General features: G+C 70.0%; 15 protein-coding genes. 8 read left to right on the top strand and 7 right to left on the bottom strand.

The window, feature by feature from the left end; all coding sequences use genetic code 11:
• Positions 1-36: 36 nt before the first annotated feature.
• Both MTF65_RS12125 and MTF65_RS12120 read left to right on the top strand, forming a co-directional pair.
• Positions 37-1,002 (top strand): diacylglycerol kinase family protein, encoded by a 966-nt coding sequence (locus tag MTF65_RS12125; RefSeq protein WP_243628557.1) that lies wholly within the window; start codon positions 37-39, stop codon positions 1,000-1,002.
• Between the two features lie 319 nt (positions 1,003-1,321).
• Entirely contained in the window at positions 1,322-1,579 is a 258-nt protein-coding gene (locus MTF65_RS12120; protein WP_004937597.1) for a WhiB family transcriptional regulator, read from the top strand.
• Between the two features lie 159 nt (positions 1,580-1,738).
• On the opposite strand, the gene MTF65_RS12115 is transcribed toward MTF65_RS12120, so the two are convergent.
• Both MTF65_RS12115 and MTF65_RS12110 read right to left on the bottom strand, forming a co-directional pair.
• A complete protein-coding gene (locus MTF65_RS12115) occupies positions 1,739-3,208 on the bottom strand; it encodes a sensor histidine kinase (RefSeq protein WP_243628690.1) in 1,470 nt (489 codons plus the stop codon).
• A 406-nt stretch (positions 3,209-3,614) separates the two neighbouring features.
• A complete protein-coding gene (locus MTF65_RS12110; RefSeq protein WP_243628556.1) occupies positions 3,615-4,208 on the bottom strand; it encodes a TetR/AcrR family transcriptional regulator in 594 nt (197 codons plus the stop codon).
• Positions 4,209-4,296: 88 nt separating this feature from the next.
• On the opposite strand from MTF65_RS12110, the gene MTF65_RS12105 reads away from it, so the two are divergent.
• Positions 4,297-5,058, top strand: a complete 762-nt coding sequence (locus tag MTF65_RS12105; protein WP_243628555.1) for an SDR family oxidoreductase — start codon at positions 4,297-4,299, stop codon at positions 5,056-5,058.
• 250 nt (positions 5,059-5,308) lie between these two features.
• Entirely contained in the window at positions 5,309-6,094 is a 786-nt protein-coding gene (nagB, locus tag MTF65_RS12100) for a glucosamine-6-phosphate deaminase (protein ID WP_243628554.1), read from the top strand.
• Positions 6,095-6,503: 409 nt separating this feature from the next.
• On the opposite strand, the gene MTF65_RS12095 is transcribed toward nagB, so the two are convergent.
• The 4 genes from MTF65_RS12095 to MTF65_RS12080 form a co-directional block, all read right to left on the bottom strand.
• Complete coding sequence (locus MTF65_RS12095) at positions 6,504-7,997, bottom strand: glycoside hydrolase family 3 protein (protein ID WP_243628553.1); 1,494 nt, start codon at positions 7,995-7,997, stop codon at positions 6,504-6,506.
• A gap of 7 nt (positions 7,998-8,004) precedes the next feature.
• Complete coding sequence (locus MTF65_RS12090) at positions 8,005-8,892, bottom strand: carbohydrate ABC transporter permease (RefSeq protein ID WP_243628552.1); 888 nt, start codon at positions 8,890-8,892, stop codon at positions 8,005-8,007.
• A complete protein-coding gene (locus MTF65_RS12085; RefSeq protein WP_243628551.1) occupies positions 8,889-9,896 on the bottom strand; it encodes a carbohydrate ABC transporter permease in 1,008 nt (335 codons plus the stop codon). The genes MTF65_RS12090 and MTF65_RS12085 overlap by 4 nt, the downstream gene beginning before the upstream one ends.
• 76 nt (positions 9,897-9,972) lie before the next feature.
• A complete protein-coding gene (locus tag MTF65_RS12080; RefSeq protein WP_243628550.1) occupies positions 9,973-11,256 on the bottom strand; it encodes an extracellular solute-binding protein in 1,284 nt (427 codons plus the stop codon).
• Positions 11,257-11,547: 291 nt separating this feature from the next.
• On the opposite strand from MTF65_RS12080, the gene MTF65_RS12075 reads away from it, so the two are divergent.
• The 3 genes from MTF65_RS12075 (at position 11,548) to MTF65_RS12065 (ending at position 14,874) form a co-directional block, all read left to right on the top strand.
• Positions 11,548-12,312 (top strand): GntR family transcriptional regulator, encoded by a 765-nt coding sequence (locus MTF65_RS12075; protein ID WP_243628549.1) that lies wholly within the window; start codon positions 11,548-11,550, stop codon positions 12,310-12,312.
• Positions 12,313-12,421: 109 nt separating this feature from the next.
• Entirely contained in the window at positions 12,422-14,680 is a 2,259-nt protein-coding gene (locus MTF65_RS12070; protein ID WP_243628548.1) for a carbon starvation CstA family protein, read from the top strand.
• Positions 14,677-14,874 (top strand): YbdD/YjiX family protein, encoded by a 198-nt coding sequence (locus tag MTF65_RS12065; protein WP_243628547.1) that lies wholly within the window; start codon positions 14,677-14,679, stop codon positions 14,872-14,874. Before MTF65_RS12070 ends, MTF65_RS12065 begins: the two co-directional genes overlap by 4 nt.
• A 51-nt stretch (positions 14,875-14,925) precedes the next feature.
• Here the strand turns inward: MTF65_RS12065 and MTF65_RS12060 are convergent, their stop codons facing one another.
• Positions 14,926-15,510 (bottom strand): Uma2 family endonuclease, encoded by a 585-nt coding sequence (locus tag MTF65_RS12060; RefSeq protein WP_243628546.1) that lies wholly within the window; start codon positions 15,508-15,510, stop codon positions 14,926-14,928.
• A 77-nt stretch (positions 15,511-15,587) separates the two neighbouring features.
• On the opposite strand from MTF65_RS12060, the gene MTF65_RS12055 reads away from it, so the two are divergent.
• Complete coding sequence (locus MTF65_RS12055; RefSeq protein WP_243628545.1) at positions 15,588-16,088, top strand: GNAT family N-acetyltransferase; 501 nt, start codon at positions 15,588-15,590, stop codon at positions 16,086-16,088.
• Positions 16,089-16,110 lie beyond the last annotated feature (22 nt).

Here is a 16,110-nt window from a genome sequence, read left to right as displayed (position 1 = left end):
TGGGTCGCCTCTGGAGGGATGGGTAGGCTGGCGCTCATGCGCGCACTCCTCGTGGCCAACCCAGCAGCGACGACCACCAGCGCGCGCACGCGCGATGTGCTCACCCACGCCCTGGCCAGCGAGATGAAGCTGGAAGCGATCACCACCGAGTACCGCGGACACGCCCGGGACCTGGGGCGCAAGGCGGCCGCGGAGGGCATCGACCTCGTGGTGGCGCTCGGCGGCGACGGCACGGTCAACGAGGTGGTCAACGGGCTCCTGCACGACGGGCCCGACCCGGAGCGGCTGCCGCGGCTGGCCGTGGTCCCCGGCGGCTCCACCAATGTGTTCGCCCGGGCGCTCGGGCTGCCGAACGACGCGGTCGAGGCGACCGGCGCCCTGCTGGACGCCCTGCGGGAGCGGCGCGAGCGGACCGTCGGCCTCGGCCTGGCGGCCGGCACCCCGGGCACGGAGGACGAGTCGGTTCCGGCGCGCTGGTTCACCTTCTGCGCGGGCTTCGGTTTCGACGCGGGTGTGGTGGGCCGGGTCGAGCAGCAGCGGGAACGCGGCAAGCGTTCGACGCACGCCCTGTACGTACGACAGCTGGTGCGCCAGTTCCTGGAGGAGCAGAACCGGCGGCACGGCACGGTCACCCTGGAGCGGCCGGGCGCGGATCCGGTACCGGATCTGGTGCTGTCGATAGTCTGCAACACCTCCCCCTGGACGTATCTGGGGAATCGTCCGCTTTACGCCTCCCCGGAGGCGTCGTTCGATACCGCACTTGACGTATTGGCGCTCACCCGTTTGTCAACTCCGGCGGTCGCTCGCTACGCCACACAGCTCCTGACCTCGACTCCTGAGCGCGGCCCGCACGGCAAGCACGCGGTGTCTCTGCACGATCTGACCGACTTCACCTTGCATTCGAAGGTTCCCCTTCCGTTCCAGATGGACGGAGACCACCTCGGCCTGCGCACCAGCGTTCGGTTCACAGGCGTTCGCCGTGCACTGCGTGTGATTGTGTGAGTGGAAGGGTCCAAAGGCCTTTCACTCGAACGTTTACACGCTGGTCCACCCCTAGGAAGTAGGGCTGTGACCTACTAGACACCGACGAATCAAAAAAAACTTTCCGGAAGGGGTTGTATCCCCGTCCGAGGTTTGCGAATCTCTACATGGCGATCGGGACAGCCCGCAGAACCGGCACCCACCAAGACCGCCAGAACCCCACCACGAATCACGGACCGCACCAGCGAACCTGGGCGTCGGCCCTTCCCTCACGGGGGGATTCGTGAAAGCGTTCACATTCACAAGCAACTTGCCCGCAATACAAGGAGATGGAGCAGCCATGGACTGGCGTCACAACGCCGTTTGTCGTGAGGAAGACCCGGAACTCTTCTTCCCCATCGGCAACACCGGTCCTGCGCTGCTGCAGATCGAGGAAGCCAAGGCCGTCTGCCGCCGTTGCCCCGTCATGGAGCAGTGCCTGCAGTGGGCGCTCGAGTCCGGCCAGGATTCCGGCGTCTGGGGCGGCCTCAGCGAGGACGAGCGCCGCGCCATGAAGCGCCGCGCCGCTCGCAATCGGGCGCGTAACGCCACCGCCTGACATCGACTTTCGAGCCTCGAGCCGCAGCGCGTAGTACCCATATAAGCGCTCAGCAACGTGCTCTTGAGCCCCGGACCGGAAACTTCGGTCCGGGGCTCAGTGCTGTCCGGGCCGCCGCCCTGTGGACCCCCCGATCACCCTGGGTGATCGGCGCGCCGGCTACTTCTGCGGGCTGGCCGGGATGTCGAGGACGACCTTGGTGCCGCGCGGCTCCATCCGGACCATGTCGAACGTTCCGCCGAGCTCTCCCTCGACGAGGGTCCGTACGATCTGCAACCCGAGGTTGCCGGCCCGCTGCGGGTCGAATCCCTCGGGCAGACCCGAGCCGTCGTCGAGGATCGTGATCAGCAGCCGCGCGTCCGCGCGACCGGCGCCGGAGCGGCTCGCGGAGACCTGCACGGTGCCGCCCTCGCCCTGGGTGAAGGCGTGTTCCAGCGCGTTCTGCAGGATCTCGGTCAGCACCATCGACAGCGGAGTGGCGACCTCCGCGTCCAGGATCCCGAAGCGGCCGAGGCGCCGGCAGTCCACCTTGCCCGGCGAGATCTCCGCGACCATCGCGATCACGCGGTCGGCGATCTCGTCGAACTCGACCCGCTCGTCCAGGTTCTGAGAGAGCGTCTCATGCACGATCGCGATCGAACCGACGCGGCGCACCGCCTCGTTGAGCGCCTCGCGGCCCTGAGGAGAATCCATTCGCCGGGCCTGTAGGCGCAACAGCGCCGCCACGGTCTGGAGGTTGTTCTTCACCCGGTGGTGGATCTCCCGGATGGTCGCGTCCTTCGTGATCAATTCACGTTCGCGACGCCGCAGTTCCGTGACGTCGCGGCAGAGTACGAGGGAGCCGATCCGGGTGCCCTTGGGCTTGAGGGGGATGGCGCGCAGCTGGATGACCCCGCCGTTGCCCTCGACCTCGGTCTCCCGGGGAGCCCAGCCGCTGGCGAGCTTGACGAGCGCCTCGTCGACGGGGCCCCGGGAGGGGGCGAGTTCGGCGGTGGTGGTGCCCAGGTGCTGGCCGACCAGGTCGGCGGCGAGGCCGAGGCGGTGGTAGGCCGAGAGCGCGTTCGGGGACGCGTACGTCACCACGCCGTCGGCGTCGAGGCGGATGAGGCCGTCGCCGACGCGCGGGGAGGCGTCCATGTCCACCTGCTGGCCGGGGTAGGGGAACGATCCCGCGGCGATCATCTGGGCCAGGTCGGAGGCGGACTGGAGGTAGGTCAGCTCCAGTCGGCTCGGTGTACGCACAGTGAGCAGGTTGGTGTTGCGCGCGATCACGCCGAGGACCCGCCCCTCGCGGCGGACGGGGATCGACTCGACGCGGACCGGCACCTCCTCGCGCCACTCCGGGTCTCCCTCGCGCACGATCCGGCCCTCGTCTAGGGCGGCGTCGAGCAGCGGACGGCGGCCGCGCGGGACCAGGTGGCCGACCATGTCGTCCTGGTACGAGGTCGGACCGGTGTTCGGGCGCATCTGCGCGACCGAGACGTACCGGGTGCCGTCGAGGGTGGGCACCCACAGCACGAGGTCGGCGAAGGAGAGGTCGGAGAGCAGCTGCCACTCCGAGACCAGCAGGTGGAGCCACTCCAGGTCGGTTTCACTGAGAGCGGTGTGCTGGCGTACGAGGTCGTTCATGGAGGGCACGTGGCGAGCGTACCCCGGGTACGGGCCATGACTTTCCCCACGGCGACTACTCAGGAGTATCCAGGATGACCGGATCCCGCGTACTGTTGGAGGAAGTGACGGCAACGAAGGCCTTGTCATTGGATGGACAGAACAGATTGGTCTAGTCCAGAATCGCTTATGCTTCCGCCCTCCCCGCACAGGAGGACGGATCGAGGTAAGCCTCGCGCTCTGCCCTGACCGCGCAGGCACACCTCCCAACCGGCCGCCGGGAACCGCACACCCGCCGGCCGTAAGTACTCCGGGCTACGGTGCCGGACGGGCTGAGGGTCCCGTCCTGGCACCGTGGCCCAGAGGAATTTCTGGGGCGGAATTTTCGGGGCGGAATTTTCGGGGCGGAACCAGCTCACTAGTGCACTCACGCGGGCCAGGAGAGCAGGGCCAGCTCCGCGACGGCTTCCAGCTCCTCCCGTGTCGCGCCGTCGCGCGACTGCTGGGACATCCCCTGAAGCACGGCCCCCGCGTAGCGGGCCAGGGCGCGCGCGTCGGTGTCGGCGGGCAGCACGCCGGCCGCGATGTCGGCCCGGATACGGCTCTCGAACATGGCGAGGTTGGCGTTGCGCCGCTCGCGCAGGGCCTCCGCCACCTCCTCCGACGTGGTGTTGATGCCCGCGCTGATCACGAGGCAGCCCGGCGGGTGGGCCGGGTCGGTGTAGACCTCGGCGGCCTCGCGCAGGATGCGCTCCACGGCGGCGCGGGCGGTGGGCTCCTCCGCGAGCGCGAGGGCCGCGAAGTCCCCGTACCGGCTGCCGTACACCACCACGACCTCGTCGAAGAGCTTCCGCTTGTCCCCGAACGCCGCGTAGAGGCTGGGTGCGCCGATCCCGAGCTCCCTGGTGAGGTCGGAGATCGAGGTCGCTTCGTAGCCGCGCTCCCAGAAGGCGCGCATGGCCTTGTCGAGGGCGGCGTCGCGGTCGAAGGAGCGGGGCCTGCCGCGCTGTCCGGTCACCATGCGCTCATTCTATAGCGGACGCTATGGAATCTGATACGGTCCTTTCTGTAGCGACCACTAGCGATTAATTACTGAAGGGGGGCGCGTCATGGGCGTGCTCAAGGGGAAGACGGCGCTGGTCACGGGCGGCAGCCGGGGTATCGGGCGGGCGGTCGCGCAGCGGCTGGCGCGGGACGGGGCGCTGGTGGCCGTGCACTACGGGCGGAACGAGGCGGCGGCGAAGGAGACCGTGGCGGGGATCGAGGCGGCCGGGGGCCGGGCGTTCGCGGTCGGGGCGGAGCTGGGGGTTCCGGGGGACGCGGAGGCGCTGTGGGCGGCGTACGAGGCCGCGCCGCTCGCCACGGAGGGGGTGGACATCCTGGTGAACAACGCGGGCGCGGCGGCGTTCGCGGGCATCGCGGAGACGGACGAGGAGACGTACGACCGGGTCCACGCGCTGAACGCCAAGGCCCCGTTCTTCGTGATCAAGCACGGGCTGGCGCGGCTGCGGGACGGGGGCCGGATCGTGAACGTCACCGGTACCCCGGACATCGCGCTGCCGGCGATCCTCGCCACGATCACGGCGAAGGGCGCGGTGAACGCGCTGACGGTGTCACTGGCCGCCGAGCTCGCGCCGCGGGGGATCACGGTGAACTCGGTGGGCCCCGGCATCACGGAGACCGACCTGAACGCGGCCTGGCTGGCCGATCCCGGGGCCCGGGCGCACGCGTCGTCCCGCTCGGTCTTCGGCCGGGTCGGCGCGGTGGAGGAGGTCGCGGACGTGGTGGCCTTCCTGGCCTCACCGGACTCCCGCTGGGTGACGGGCCAACACCTCTCCGCCACGGGCGGCCTCCAACTGGCACTCCTCTAGCCCCCGGCCCAGCCGCCCCGACCCTGCCCGGCCGGGGCCGGAGGCCGGGGGCCGGACCCGGGACGGGGGCTCGGGCCCGCAGGCTGGGGGGCTACCGCCGGGGCGGAGGCGCGGGCGCGGGGCTTCGTCGGGAGGTCCGGGGGGAGGGTCGCGGGGTCACCATGGAGAGGGGCGGAGTTCGGCCGGAGGCGGGTCGGCTCTGCTAGATTGGTCTATACCATACGCCACTCTCCAGATCGGCAGGCCCCGCGTGGAAGTTGTCATCGTCCCGGACGCCAAGGCAGGCGGCGAGCTCATCGCGGAGGCCATGGCCGCCCTGGTCCGCCGCAAGCCCGACGCCCTGCTCGGCGTGGCGACCGGCTCTACCCCGCTGCCCGTCTACGAGGCGCTCGCCGCCAAGGTCCAGGCCGGCGAGGTCGACGCCTCCCGGGCCCGCGTCTGCCAGCTCGACGAGTACGTCGGCCTGCCGCCCGGGCATCCCGAGTCCTACCGCTCCGTCGTCCTGCGCGAGGTCGTCGAGCCGCTCGGGCTGCCCGAGGCCTCCTTCATGGGGCCCGACGGCTCCGCCGAGGACGTCCAGGCGGCCTGCGAGGCGTACGACCGGGCTCTCGCCGCCGCCGGCGGCGTGGACCTCCAGCTCCTCGGCATCGGCACCGACGGCCACATCGGCTTCAACGAGCCCTGTTCCTCCCTCGCCTCCCGCACCCGCATCAAGACGCTGACGCGGCAGACCCGCGTCGACAACGCCCGTTTCTTCGACGACGACATCGACCAGGTCCCGCACCACGTCATCACCCAGGGCATCGGCACCATCCTCGACGCCCGCCACCTGGTCCTCCTCGCCACCGGCGAGGGCAAGGCCGAGGCCGTCGCGCAGACAGTCGAGGGCCCGTTGTCCGCGCTGGTCCCGGCCTCCGCGCTCCAGCTCCACCGCCACGCCACCGTCCTCGTGGACGAGGCCGCCGCCTCGAAGCTGAAGCTCGCGGACTACTTCCGCGACACCTACGCCAACAAGCCCTCCTGGCAGGGCCTGTAGCCGTACCCGTACGACCGCGAAGGGCCGGGCTCCTGTCGGGGCCCGGCCCTTCGCGGTGCGGGCACGGGTGCCGCTGCGCGTGGCTTCCCGGGCGCTGCCCGGACCCGCGCCTCAATCGCCGGCGGGGCTTGATTCGGCTGACGCCGTCCGCCCGGCGCGGCTGGACTGCCGCAGGGCAATTTCAGCCTCGCCGGCGAACGGCGGGGCCGGATTCGGCTGATGCCGTCCGCCAAGTGCGGCTGGACTGCCCGCAGGGCAATTCCGGCCTCGCCGGCGAACGGCGGGGCTTGATTCGGCTGATGCCGTACGCCTGGCGCGGCTGGATTGCCCGGGGGGCAATTTCAGCCTCGCCGGCGTTTGAGGCGCGGGGTCTGGGGCGGAGCCCCAGTGGCCGGGCCGCGGGGGCCCGCTACGCCCCCGCGATGACCTCAGCGGCAGCGAGCCCGCACACGCGCGCCGCACCGTGCGTCGCGATGTGCAGCGCCCCCCGCGGCTCGGCCCGCGGCAGGCCCATCTCGACCACGACCGTGTCGGGCCGCGCGGCGACCAGCGCGTCCAGGGCCTCGGTCATCCACGGGTGCCGGTGCGCGTCCCGGACCACCGCGACGACGGTACGACCGCCCGCCGCCGCGAGGATGTCCCCGGCCGAAGTGCCCTCCGGGTACACCCCTGCCCCGGTCCCCGGTACCAGCGCGGCGAGCGCCCCGGCGACACCCCACGGGGTCTCGTCGCCCACCGCGATGTTCGCGACGGGCGCGAGGGTGGCGACGTAGGGGGCGGAGATCCGGTTCGCCCGCCCGGTGATGACCAGGGCCCGGCGGGCCGCCGTCAGGCCGATGCCGGGCCCGCTCCCCTCCGGTGCGGCGCCCGGCGCGGCGACGGCCGCCCGGGACCGCCGGGTCCATTCGGCCAGGGCGCGTACCCGCGCGGCGGCGTCGGCGAGCCGCTCCTGCGGGAGCGTGCCCTCACGTACGGCCGCGACCAGGGCGTCCCGCAGCCGGAGCACGGTGTCCTCGTCGGCGAGCCCGCCGCCGACGCAGATGGCGTCGGCGCCGGCCGCCAGGGCCAGTACCGAGCCGCGCTCGATGCCGTACGTCCCGGCGATGGCGTTCATCTCCATGCCGTCGGTGACGATCAGGCCCTCGTAGCCGAGCTCCTTGCGCAGCAGTCCGGTCAGGATCTGCGGGCTGAGCGTGGCCGGCCGGGTCGGGTCGAGGGAGGGCACCAGGATGTGCGCGCTCATGACGGCCTTCGTACCGGCCTCGATCGCGGCCCTGAACGGTACGAGTTCACGCGCCACCAGCGTGTCCAGGTCCACGTCGATGCGCGGCAGCGCGTGGTGCGAGTCGACGTTGGTGTCGCCGTGGCCCGGGAAGTGCTTGGTGCAGGCGGCGACGCCGGCGGCCTGGAGGCCCTCGACGTACGCGGCGGTGTGCCGGGCGGCGAGGTGGGTGTCGGCGCCGAAGGACCGCACGCCGATGACCGGGTTGTCGGGGTTGGAGTTGACGTCGGCGGACGGGGCCCAGTTGAAGTTGACCCCGCACGCGGCGAGGCGCCGGCCCAGCTCGTGGGCGACGTCCCGCGTCAGGCCGGTGTCGTCGACGGCGCCGAGGGCCAGGTTTCCGGGAAAGGACGAGCCGTCCCGCACCTCCAGGCGCGTGACGTCGCCGCCCTCCTCGTCGATGGCCACGAGGACGTCGTCCCGCTCGGCGCGCAGCCGCGCGGTGAGCGCGGCGAGCTGCCCGGGCGAGGTGATGTTCCGGCCGAACAGGCCGACGGAGGTGAGGCCCTCGCCGATCAGGCGGAGCAGCCAGGCCGGGGCGGTGGTGCCCTCGAAGCCGGGCTGGAGGACCGCGAGGGCGTCGCGGGTGACGGTGTCGGTGCGGTGCGCGAGGACGGTCATGGCGGCGTCATCCCTTCACGGCGCCGGCGGTGAGGCCCGCGGCCATCTTGCGCTGGACGATGAGGAAGAGGATGACGATCGGGATCGCCATCATCGTGGAGCCGGCCATCATCGGCGCGAACTCGGTGCCGTTCTTGGTGGTGAAGTTGCCGAGCCAGACGGTGGCCGTCTGGTTCTGCTGGCTCATCAGCATCAGGGCGTAGAGGTACTCGTTCCACGCCTGGATGAAGCCGTAGACGGAGGTGGCGACCATGCCGGGGGCGAGCAGCGGGAAGACCACGCGCAGGAAGGCGCCGGTCGGGGTGCAGCCGTCGACCTGGGCGGCCTCCTCCAGCTCCTTCGGGATGTTGACGATGAAGCCGCGCAGCGTCCACACCGTGAAGGGGAGGATGAAGGTCAGGTACGTGATGATCAGGCCGGTGAGCTTGTCGTACTGGCCGAGGTCGTTGAGCAGCAGGAAGACCGGGATGATCATCGCGACGAGCGGGACCATCTGGACGGCCAGGATGCCGACGATCACGATCTTGCGGCCGCGGAAGGCGAAGCGGGAGATGGCCAGGGCGGCCAGCATGCCGACGGCGATGCCGATGGTGACCACGACGAGCGAGACGATCATGCTTCGCCCGACCGGGCCCCAGAAGTCGGAGATCTCCAGCGCGCGGCGGAAATTGTCCAGCGTGAAGGTGCGCGGGAAGAACTGCGGGTTCGGGTCGATCGCGTCCTTGGCCGGCTTGAACGCCGTGTTGAGCATCCAGTAGACCGGGAAGCCCACGGTGGCGAAGACCAGCAGACCGAGGAGGTTCCAGCCGAGCTTGGACTTGGACTTCTGCTTCCGCCCGTTGCGCCGCTTCGCGGTGGACGTAGTGGATGTGGTGGACGTGGTGGTGACGGTCATTCCACCTCTCCGATCTTGAGCATCTGGCGCATGTAGACGGCGACCACTCCGAGCAGCAGCAGGACGGTCACGAGGGCGATCGCGGAGCCGCCCGAGTAGTCGTTGACCACGAAGGCCTGCTGGTACGAGTAGGTGGTCAGCAGCTCGAACTCGGCCTCGGGGTTGCCGTTGCGCATGACGAACACCTGCGGGAAGACACCCATGTCCCAGATGACCGAGAGGGTCGTCAGCATGACGATGATCGGCTTCAGGATGGGGAGGGTGACGTGCCGGAACACGCCGAGGGCGCCGGCTCCGTCGAGGCGCGCGGCCTCCTCCAGTTCCTTGGGCACCTGGGTGAGGCCCGCGCTGAGGGTGATGACGACGAAGGGGACCGCGCCCCAAACCACCAGCAGCATGATCACCACGAGGCCCTGGGGGCCGCTGGCGAACCAGTTGTGGCCGACCATGTCCACGCCCGGGAGCTTGCTCATCAGGTAGTTCAGCACGCCGTAGTCGGCGTCGAAGAGCCACTTGAAGACGGCGGTCGCGACGATGATCGGCATGCCCCAGCTGGCCACGAGGGCGATGCTGATGAGCGCCTTGACCAGGCCCGAGACCTTCTGCAGCAGCAGCGCGACGAGCATGCCGATGACCATGGTCAGGATGACCGCGCCGGCCGTGAAGACGACCGTGCGCAGGACGACGGACCAGAACACGCCGTCGCCGAGGATCTTGGCGAAGTTGTCGAAGCCGACGAACTCCGCGTCCTTGAAGCCCCAGAGCTCGGACTTGCCGAAGCTCTGGAAGGAGAGGGAGACCAGTCTGAAGAGCGGGTACCCCATGACGAGGACGATGACCAGCAGGCACGGGGCGAGCAGCAGCCAGGGGGTGGCGCCGGACCCGTTGCGGGCCCGCTTCCCCGGGGTGCCCGTGCTCCCCGTCCCGGCTCCGGTCCCGGTCCCGGTGGACGTCTGCTGCTTCGCCGGCGGCAGGTCGGCGGTGGTTGTCTGTGCGGCACTCATCGCGCGCTCCTCGGGGGTCCCTCTCTTGACGGGCAGCAGGGCCCCGCCGGTTCGGCGGGGCCCTGCTGACTACAGGTCACTTGGTGTTGATGACCTTGTCGATCTCGGCGTCGGCGGCCTTGGCCGCTTCCTCGACGGACTTCTTGCCGGTGCCGATCTCCTGGAGCATGGTCTGGAGGACCTTGCCCTTCTCGATCTGGCCCCAGCCCGGGGCGGTCGGGACGAACCAGGAGGACTCGGCCGCGGTGGCGCCGACCTGGGTCTTCGGGTCGGACTTCAGCGGGCCGAGGTCCGTCTTGTTGTTGGGCAGGTTGCCCTTGGCGATGAGGCCCTTCTGGCCCTGGGCGCCGGTGAAGGCGTTGATCCACTCGGCCGCGACGTCCTTGGCCTTGGACTTGGACGGGACCGCGAGGTCCGAACCGCCGAGGAAGACCGGCAGGTTCTTGCCGTTCGGGCCGGGCTGGACGAAGTTCTCCAGCTTGTCCTTCAGCCCGCCGACCTTGTCGTTCTTCGGGTCGGCGGCGGTGGCGCCCTCCCACGCGGCGGCGAAGATGGCGGCCGAGTTGCCCTGGCCGAAGACGACCGGACGGTCGGACTCGTCCTTCGTCTTGTCCGCGTGCATGTACTTGTCGATGAGCTCCTTGTACTGCGCCAGGCCCTTGAGCGACTCGGCGGAGGACAGGCTGCCCTTCCACTTGTCGCCGTCCTTCTTGGCGATGGCGCCGCCGGCGTCGTAGACGTAGGACATCGCGGCGTACCAGTCCGGGGAGGGCTGGTAGAGGGCGCTGAACTTGTCGCCCTTCGCGGCCTGGATCTTGTCGAGGGCGGCGGTGTACTCGGCCCACGTCTTCGGGGCGGCGGTGATGCCGGCCTCGGTGGCGATGTCCTTGCGCCAGGTGCCCACGCGGCCACCGGCGTAGTAGGGGACGCCGTAGGTCTTGCCGTCGTAGGTGACGGACTCCTTGAGGGCGTCCAGCCACGCGGCCGAGTTCTCGAACTTCGCGGGATCGACCTCGGCGAAGGCGCCGGTCGACATGTAGCCGATCATCTCGGAGTTGCCCATCTCGACAACGTCCGGGGCCTTGTCGGTGGCGAGGACGGCGTCGAGCTTGGCGTTCTTGTCCGGCCAGCCGTAGTACTCGTGCTTGATCGTGAGACCCGGGTGCTTCGCGACAATCGCGTCGTCGGCCGCCTTCACCAGCTCCGGCCAGTTGTTCTGGGCGTCGACCGTCAGCCAGACGGTCAGTTCCTTGGCACCGGAGGCCTTGCCGTCGCCCCCCTTGCTGTCGGAATCACCGCATGCCGCGAGGCCGATAACCATGCCCGCGACTCCAACCGCCGCGATGAGCTTGCGCTTCACGCCACCCTCCTCAGGGATGCCTGCCTGCACTTCCCTTGCCCGCCGCGGCGACATACGCGAAGTACTGCACGTGGGGCCGGGATCTGATCCATATTGGTTTAGACCAGTAACCGGAGCTTGGCCTAGACCTTTAGGGGTGTCAAGGGTCTAATGAGCGGGTGATCGGTCCGTTATCGGACCGACACCTGGGGGAGGGAGGAGGCCTGCCCTCCCACCCGTGTCACGATGTGACCGCACATATCGGAGGAGCCGGTGACGGCAGCGAAACTGGAGTCGGGAAGGCGGGCGGCGATGGCCACCGAAGGGGCGACCACGGAGCCGGAAGGCGGGGCGGCCACTCGCACGGCGCGGGTTCCCAAGTACTACCGACTCAAGCGGCACTTGCTCGACATGACCGACACACTGCCCCCCGGCACGCCGGTGCCCCCCGAGCGTACGCTCGCCGCCGAGTTCGACACCTCCCGGACCACCGTCCGGCAGGCACTGCAAGAGCTCGTGGTCGAGGGCCGCCTGGAGCGCATTCAGGGCAAAGGCACCTTCGTCGCCAAACCCAAGGTCTCGCAGCCGCTCCAACTCTCCTCCTATACCGAGGACATGCGGGCCCAGGGGCTGGAACCGACTTCCCAGCTCCTGGACATCGGCTACGTCACGGCCGACGACACCCTCGCCGGGCTGCTGAAGATCGCCACCGGCGGGCGGGTCCTGCGCATCGAGCGGCTGCGCCTGGCCAGCGGTGAGCCGATGGCCATCGAGACCACCCACCTCTCGGCCAAGCGCTTCCCCGCGCTGCGCCGGTCGCTGGCCAAGTACACCTCTCTCTACACGGCCCTGGCCGAGGTGTACGACGTGCGCCTCGCCGAGGCCGAGGAGACGATCGAGACCTCCCTGGCGACCCCGCGCGAGGCCGGCCTGCTCGGGACCGACGTCGGACTGCCGATGCTGATGCTCTCCCGGCACTCGCTGGACGCCGACGGCGAGCCCGTCGAATGGGTGCGTTCGGTGTACCGGGGAGATCGTTACAAGTTCGTGGCTCGCCTTCAGCGTCCCGCCGTCTGATACGTAGTTGACACTCGTACCGCTATACGGACGGGGACTTACGTTCAGCGGGCGGGTCCCCGTAGATTCCCTGCGCTTACGCAGATGATCAACGAGGGGACGAGGGATCATGCCGGAACCGGAAGCAACAGGCACAGAACGGAACGCGGCGAGTCCGGGCACCACACCGGGCTCGCCTTCCTCCACTTCCTCCACGGGCGGCCTCTCGGGCGGCCTCTCGCCGAAGTCGGCCGCCGTCTGGTTGCTGGTGGCCCTCATCGGGGCCATCGGCTGGGCGGTGTTGGCCCTCTCCCGGGGCGAGGAGATCTCGGCCGCCTGGCTGCTCGCCGCCGCCCTGGGCTCGTACGCCATCGGATACCGCTTCTACGCGCGGTTCATCGCGCACCGCGTGCTGAAGGTGGACAAGACCCGCGCCACCCCCGCCGAACGCCTTGACAACGGTGTCGACTTCCACCCGACCGACCGCCGGGTGCTCTTCGGCCACCACTTCGCGGCCGTCGCCGGCGCCGGCCCGCTCGTCGGCCCCGTGCTCGCCGCGCAGATGGGCTACCTGCCGGGCACCATCTGGATCGTCGCGGGCGTCATCTTCGCCGGCGCCGTCCAGGACATGGTCACCCTCTTCTTCTCCACCCGGCGCGACGGCCGTTCGCTCGGGCAGATGGCCCGCGACGAGATCGGCCCCGTCGGCGGAGCCGCCGCCCTGGTCGCCGTGTTCGCCATCATGATCATCCTGCTGGCGGTGCTGGCGCTGGTCATCGTCAACGCGCTGGCGCACTCCCCCTGGGGCGTCTTCTCCATCGGAATGACCATCCCGATCGCCCTCTTCATGGGCGTCTACCTGCGCGTGCTGCGGCCGGGCCGGGTCACCGAGGTCTCGGTCATCGGCGTCGCGCTGCTGCTGCTCGCCATCGTCGCGGGCGGCTGGGTCGCGGAGTCCTCACTGGCGCAGACCTTCACGCTGGAGAAGGAGACGCTGATCATCTGGATGGTCGCGTACGGCTTCATCGCGTCGGTGCTGCCGGTGTGGCTGCTGCTCGCGCCGCGCGACTACCTCTCCACCTTCATGAAGGTCGGCACCATCGCGCTGATGGCGGTGGGCGTGGTGATAGCGATGCCGACGCTGAAGATGCCCGCGGTCACCGACTTCGCGACGCGCGGCGACGGCCCGGTCTTCGCCGGCTCGATGTTCCCGTTCGTGTTCATCACCATCGCGTGCGGCGCGCTGTCCGGCTTCCACTCCCTGGTCGCCTCGGGTACCACCCCGAAGATGATCCAGAAGGAGACCCAGGTACGGGTCATCGGCTACGGCGCGATGCTGACCGAGTCCTTCGTCGCCGTCATGGCGATCATCGCCGCCTGCATCATCGAGCCCGGCCTGTTCTTCGCGGTCAACTCCCCCGCCGGGGTCGTCGGCGCCACCGTGGAGACCGCCTCGCAGGCGGTGACCAACTTCGGCTTCGCCATCACCCCCGACGCCCTCGCCCAGGCGGCCAAGGACGTGGAGGAGGCCAGCCTGCTGTCCCGTACGGGTGGCGCGCCGACCTTCGCACTCGGAATGTCGGAGATCTTCTCGTCCGTCGTCGGCGGCGCCGGGATGAAGGCCTTCTGGTACCACTTCGCCATCATGTTCGAGGCCCTGTTCATCCTGACGACGCTGGACGCGGGTACCCGCGTGGGCCGGTTCATGCTCCAGGACACCCTCGGCAACGTGCACAAGTCCTTCAAGGACGTCAGCTGGAAGCCGGGCGTGTGGCTGGCGAGCGCCCTCGTCGTCGGCGGCTGGGGCTACTTCCTGTGGGTCGGCGTCAAGGACCCGCTGGGCGGCATCAACCAGCTCTTCCCGCTGTTCGGCATCGCGAACCAGCTGCTCGCGGCGGTGGCCCTGGCCGTGTGCACCACGCTGCTCGTCAAGTCCGGGCGGCTCAAGTGGGCCTGGGTAACGGGTGTTCCGCTGGCGTGGGACGTGGCGGTCACGCTCACCGCGAGCTACCAGAAGATCTTCTCGGACGATGTGAAGGTCGGCTTCTTCGCGCAGCGCGACAAGTACCAGACCGGCATCGACGCCGGGAAGGTGCTGCCGCCGGCGAAGAACATGGACGAGATGCACACCGTGGTCACCAACGCCACGGTGGACGGCGCGCTGTCGGCGCTGTTCGCGATCCTGATCATCATCGTGCTCCTGGACGCGGCCCGGACCTGCTTCAAGGCCATCAGCAGCCCGGAGGCCGTGAAGCTGTCCGAGGTCCCCTGGACCGAGTCGAGGATCGTCGCCCCGGCCGGACTGATCGCGACGCCCGAGGAGCGGGCGGAGCTCGCGGCGGCGGGCCTGGACTCCGGCGGCGGCCGGGTGAAGGAGCCGGTCGCGTGACCGGCGTGCGCGCGGCCCTGGCGAAGGCGCGGTTCTACGTACGGGAGTTCTCGGGCGAGGCGGCGTACGACCGCTACGTGGCCCACGCCCGCGCGCACGACCCCGCGGCCGAGGTCCTGACCCGGCGCGCCTTCGAACGCGCCCGCACGGACGCCCGCGAGGCGGACCCCCGCGAGGGCTTCCGCTGCTGCTGACCCCGTACGCCGAAGGGCCCCGCCGGATCCGGCGGGGCCCTTCGGCGTCCCTCAGCGCACCCAGTCCTTGAGGGGCTCGGTGTGGAGGGTGATTCCGACGGGGTCGGGGAGGTGGATGTCCTTGCCGTACGGCACGGTGCGGACGGTCTCGTACCGCTGGCCGTCGGGGTCGCTGTAGACCAAGACCTCGCACGTGTGCCGGTCGATGAGCAGATAGACCGGAATACCGGTCTCCGCGTACACGCGCGGCGACTCCCGCCGGTTCCGGTGGTCAGTGTCCGAGTCCCACGATGCCACCTCGACAACCATCAGCACCGGTTCCGGTTCGGACCATTCGCCCTCTCCGGCGAACGCCTCCGAGGGCGCCAGCGAGGCATCCGGAATGGCCCTGCCCGCCCGGTGCTCCTGGACCTTGATTCCCCGGCCCGGATACGACCACAGTTCAGGCCTGTACCGCATACAGATCCGGGTGAGCCACTCAATGATCGTCCCGTGATCGCCGTCTTGCGGGGCCTTGCTCCTCAGCCTCCCGTCGATGAACTCCAGCCGCACTCCCTCCAGCTGGTTGCGAGCCATCAGGGCCAATTCCTCGAACTCCTCGGTCAGCAGGTGCGGCCGGCCGGTCCTCGCGGTCATGCTCGCTCGCCTTCCTCGACGGTGCTGGTACCGACGATAGCGCCGACCACCGACACCCGTCCTGCACACTCGACCGCATGGATATCAAGATCAGGGCGGCCGTACCCGCCGAGTACGAAGAGTTGGGTGAGATCACCGCGCGGGTGTATCTCGGGGACGGGCTGCTCGCCTACGGCGAGGACGACCCCTACCTCTCGCGGCTGCGGGACGTGGCCGGGCGGGCCGCCGTCTGCGAGATCCTCGTCGCCGTCGCGCACGACGGCCGCCTGATCGGGGGTGTGGCCTTCGCCCCGCCCGGGAGTGCCTTCTGTGACATCGCGCGGGCCGACGAGGCCGAGTTCCGGATGCTGGCCGTCGCCCGGGAGGGCCGCGGGCAGGGCGCCGGGGAGGCGCTCGTACGGGCGTGCGTCGAGCGCGCCCGGGCCATCGAGGGGGTGCGGCGCCTCGTCCTGTCCACGTCGGACGACATGGCCGGCGCCCACCGGATCTACGACCGCCTCGGCTTCGAACGGACCCCCGCGCGGGACTGGCAGCCGTTCCCCGGCCTCACTCTGCTCACGTACGGTCTCGAACTGTAGCTCCACGCAGCCACGCAGACAC

The organism is Streptomyces sp. APSN-46.1 (assembly GCF_022815725.1).
In the GTDB taxonomy this organism is placed as follows: domain Bacteria; phylum Actinomycetota; class Actinomycetes; order Streptomycetales; family Streptomycetaceae; genus Streptomyces.
This window is presented reverse-complemented; position numbering and strand designations above follow the sequence as displayed.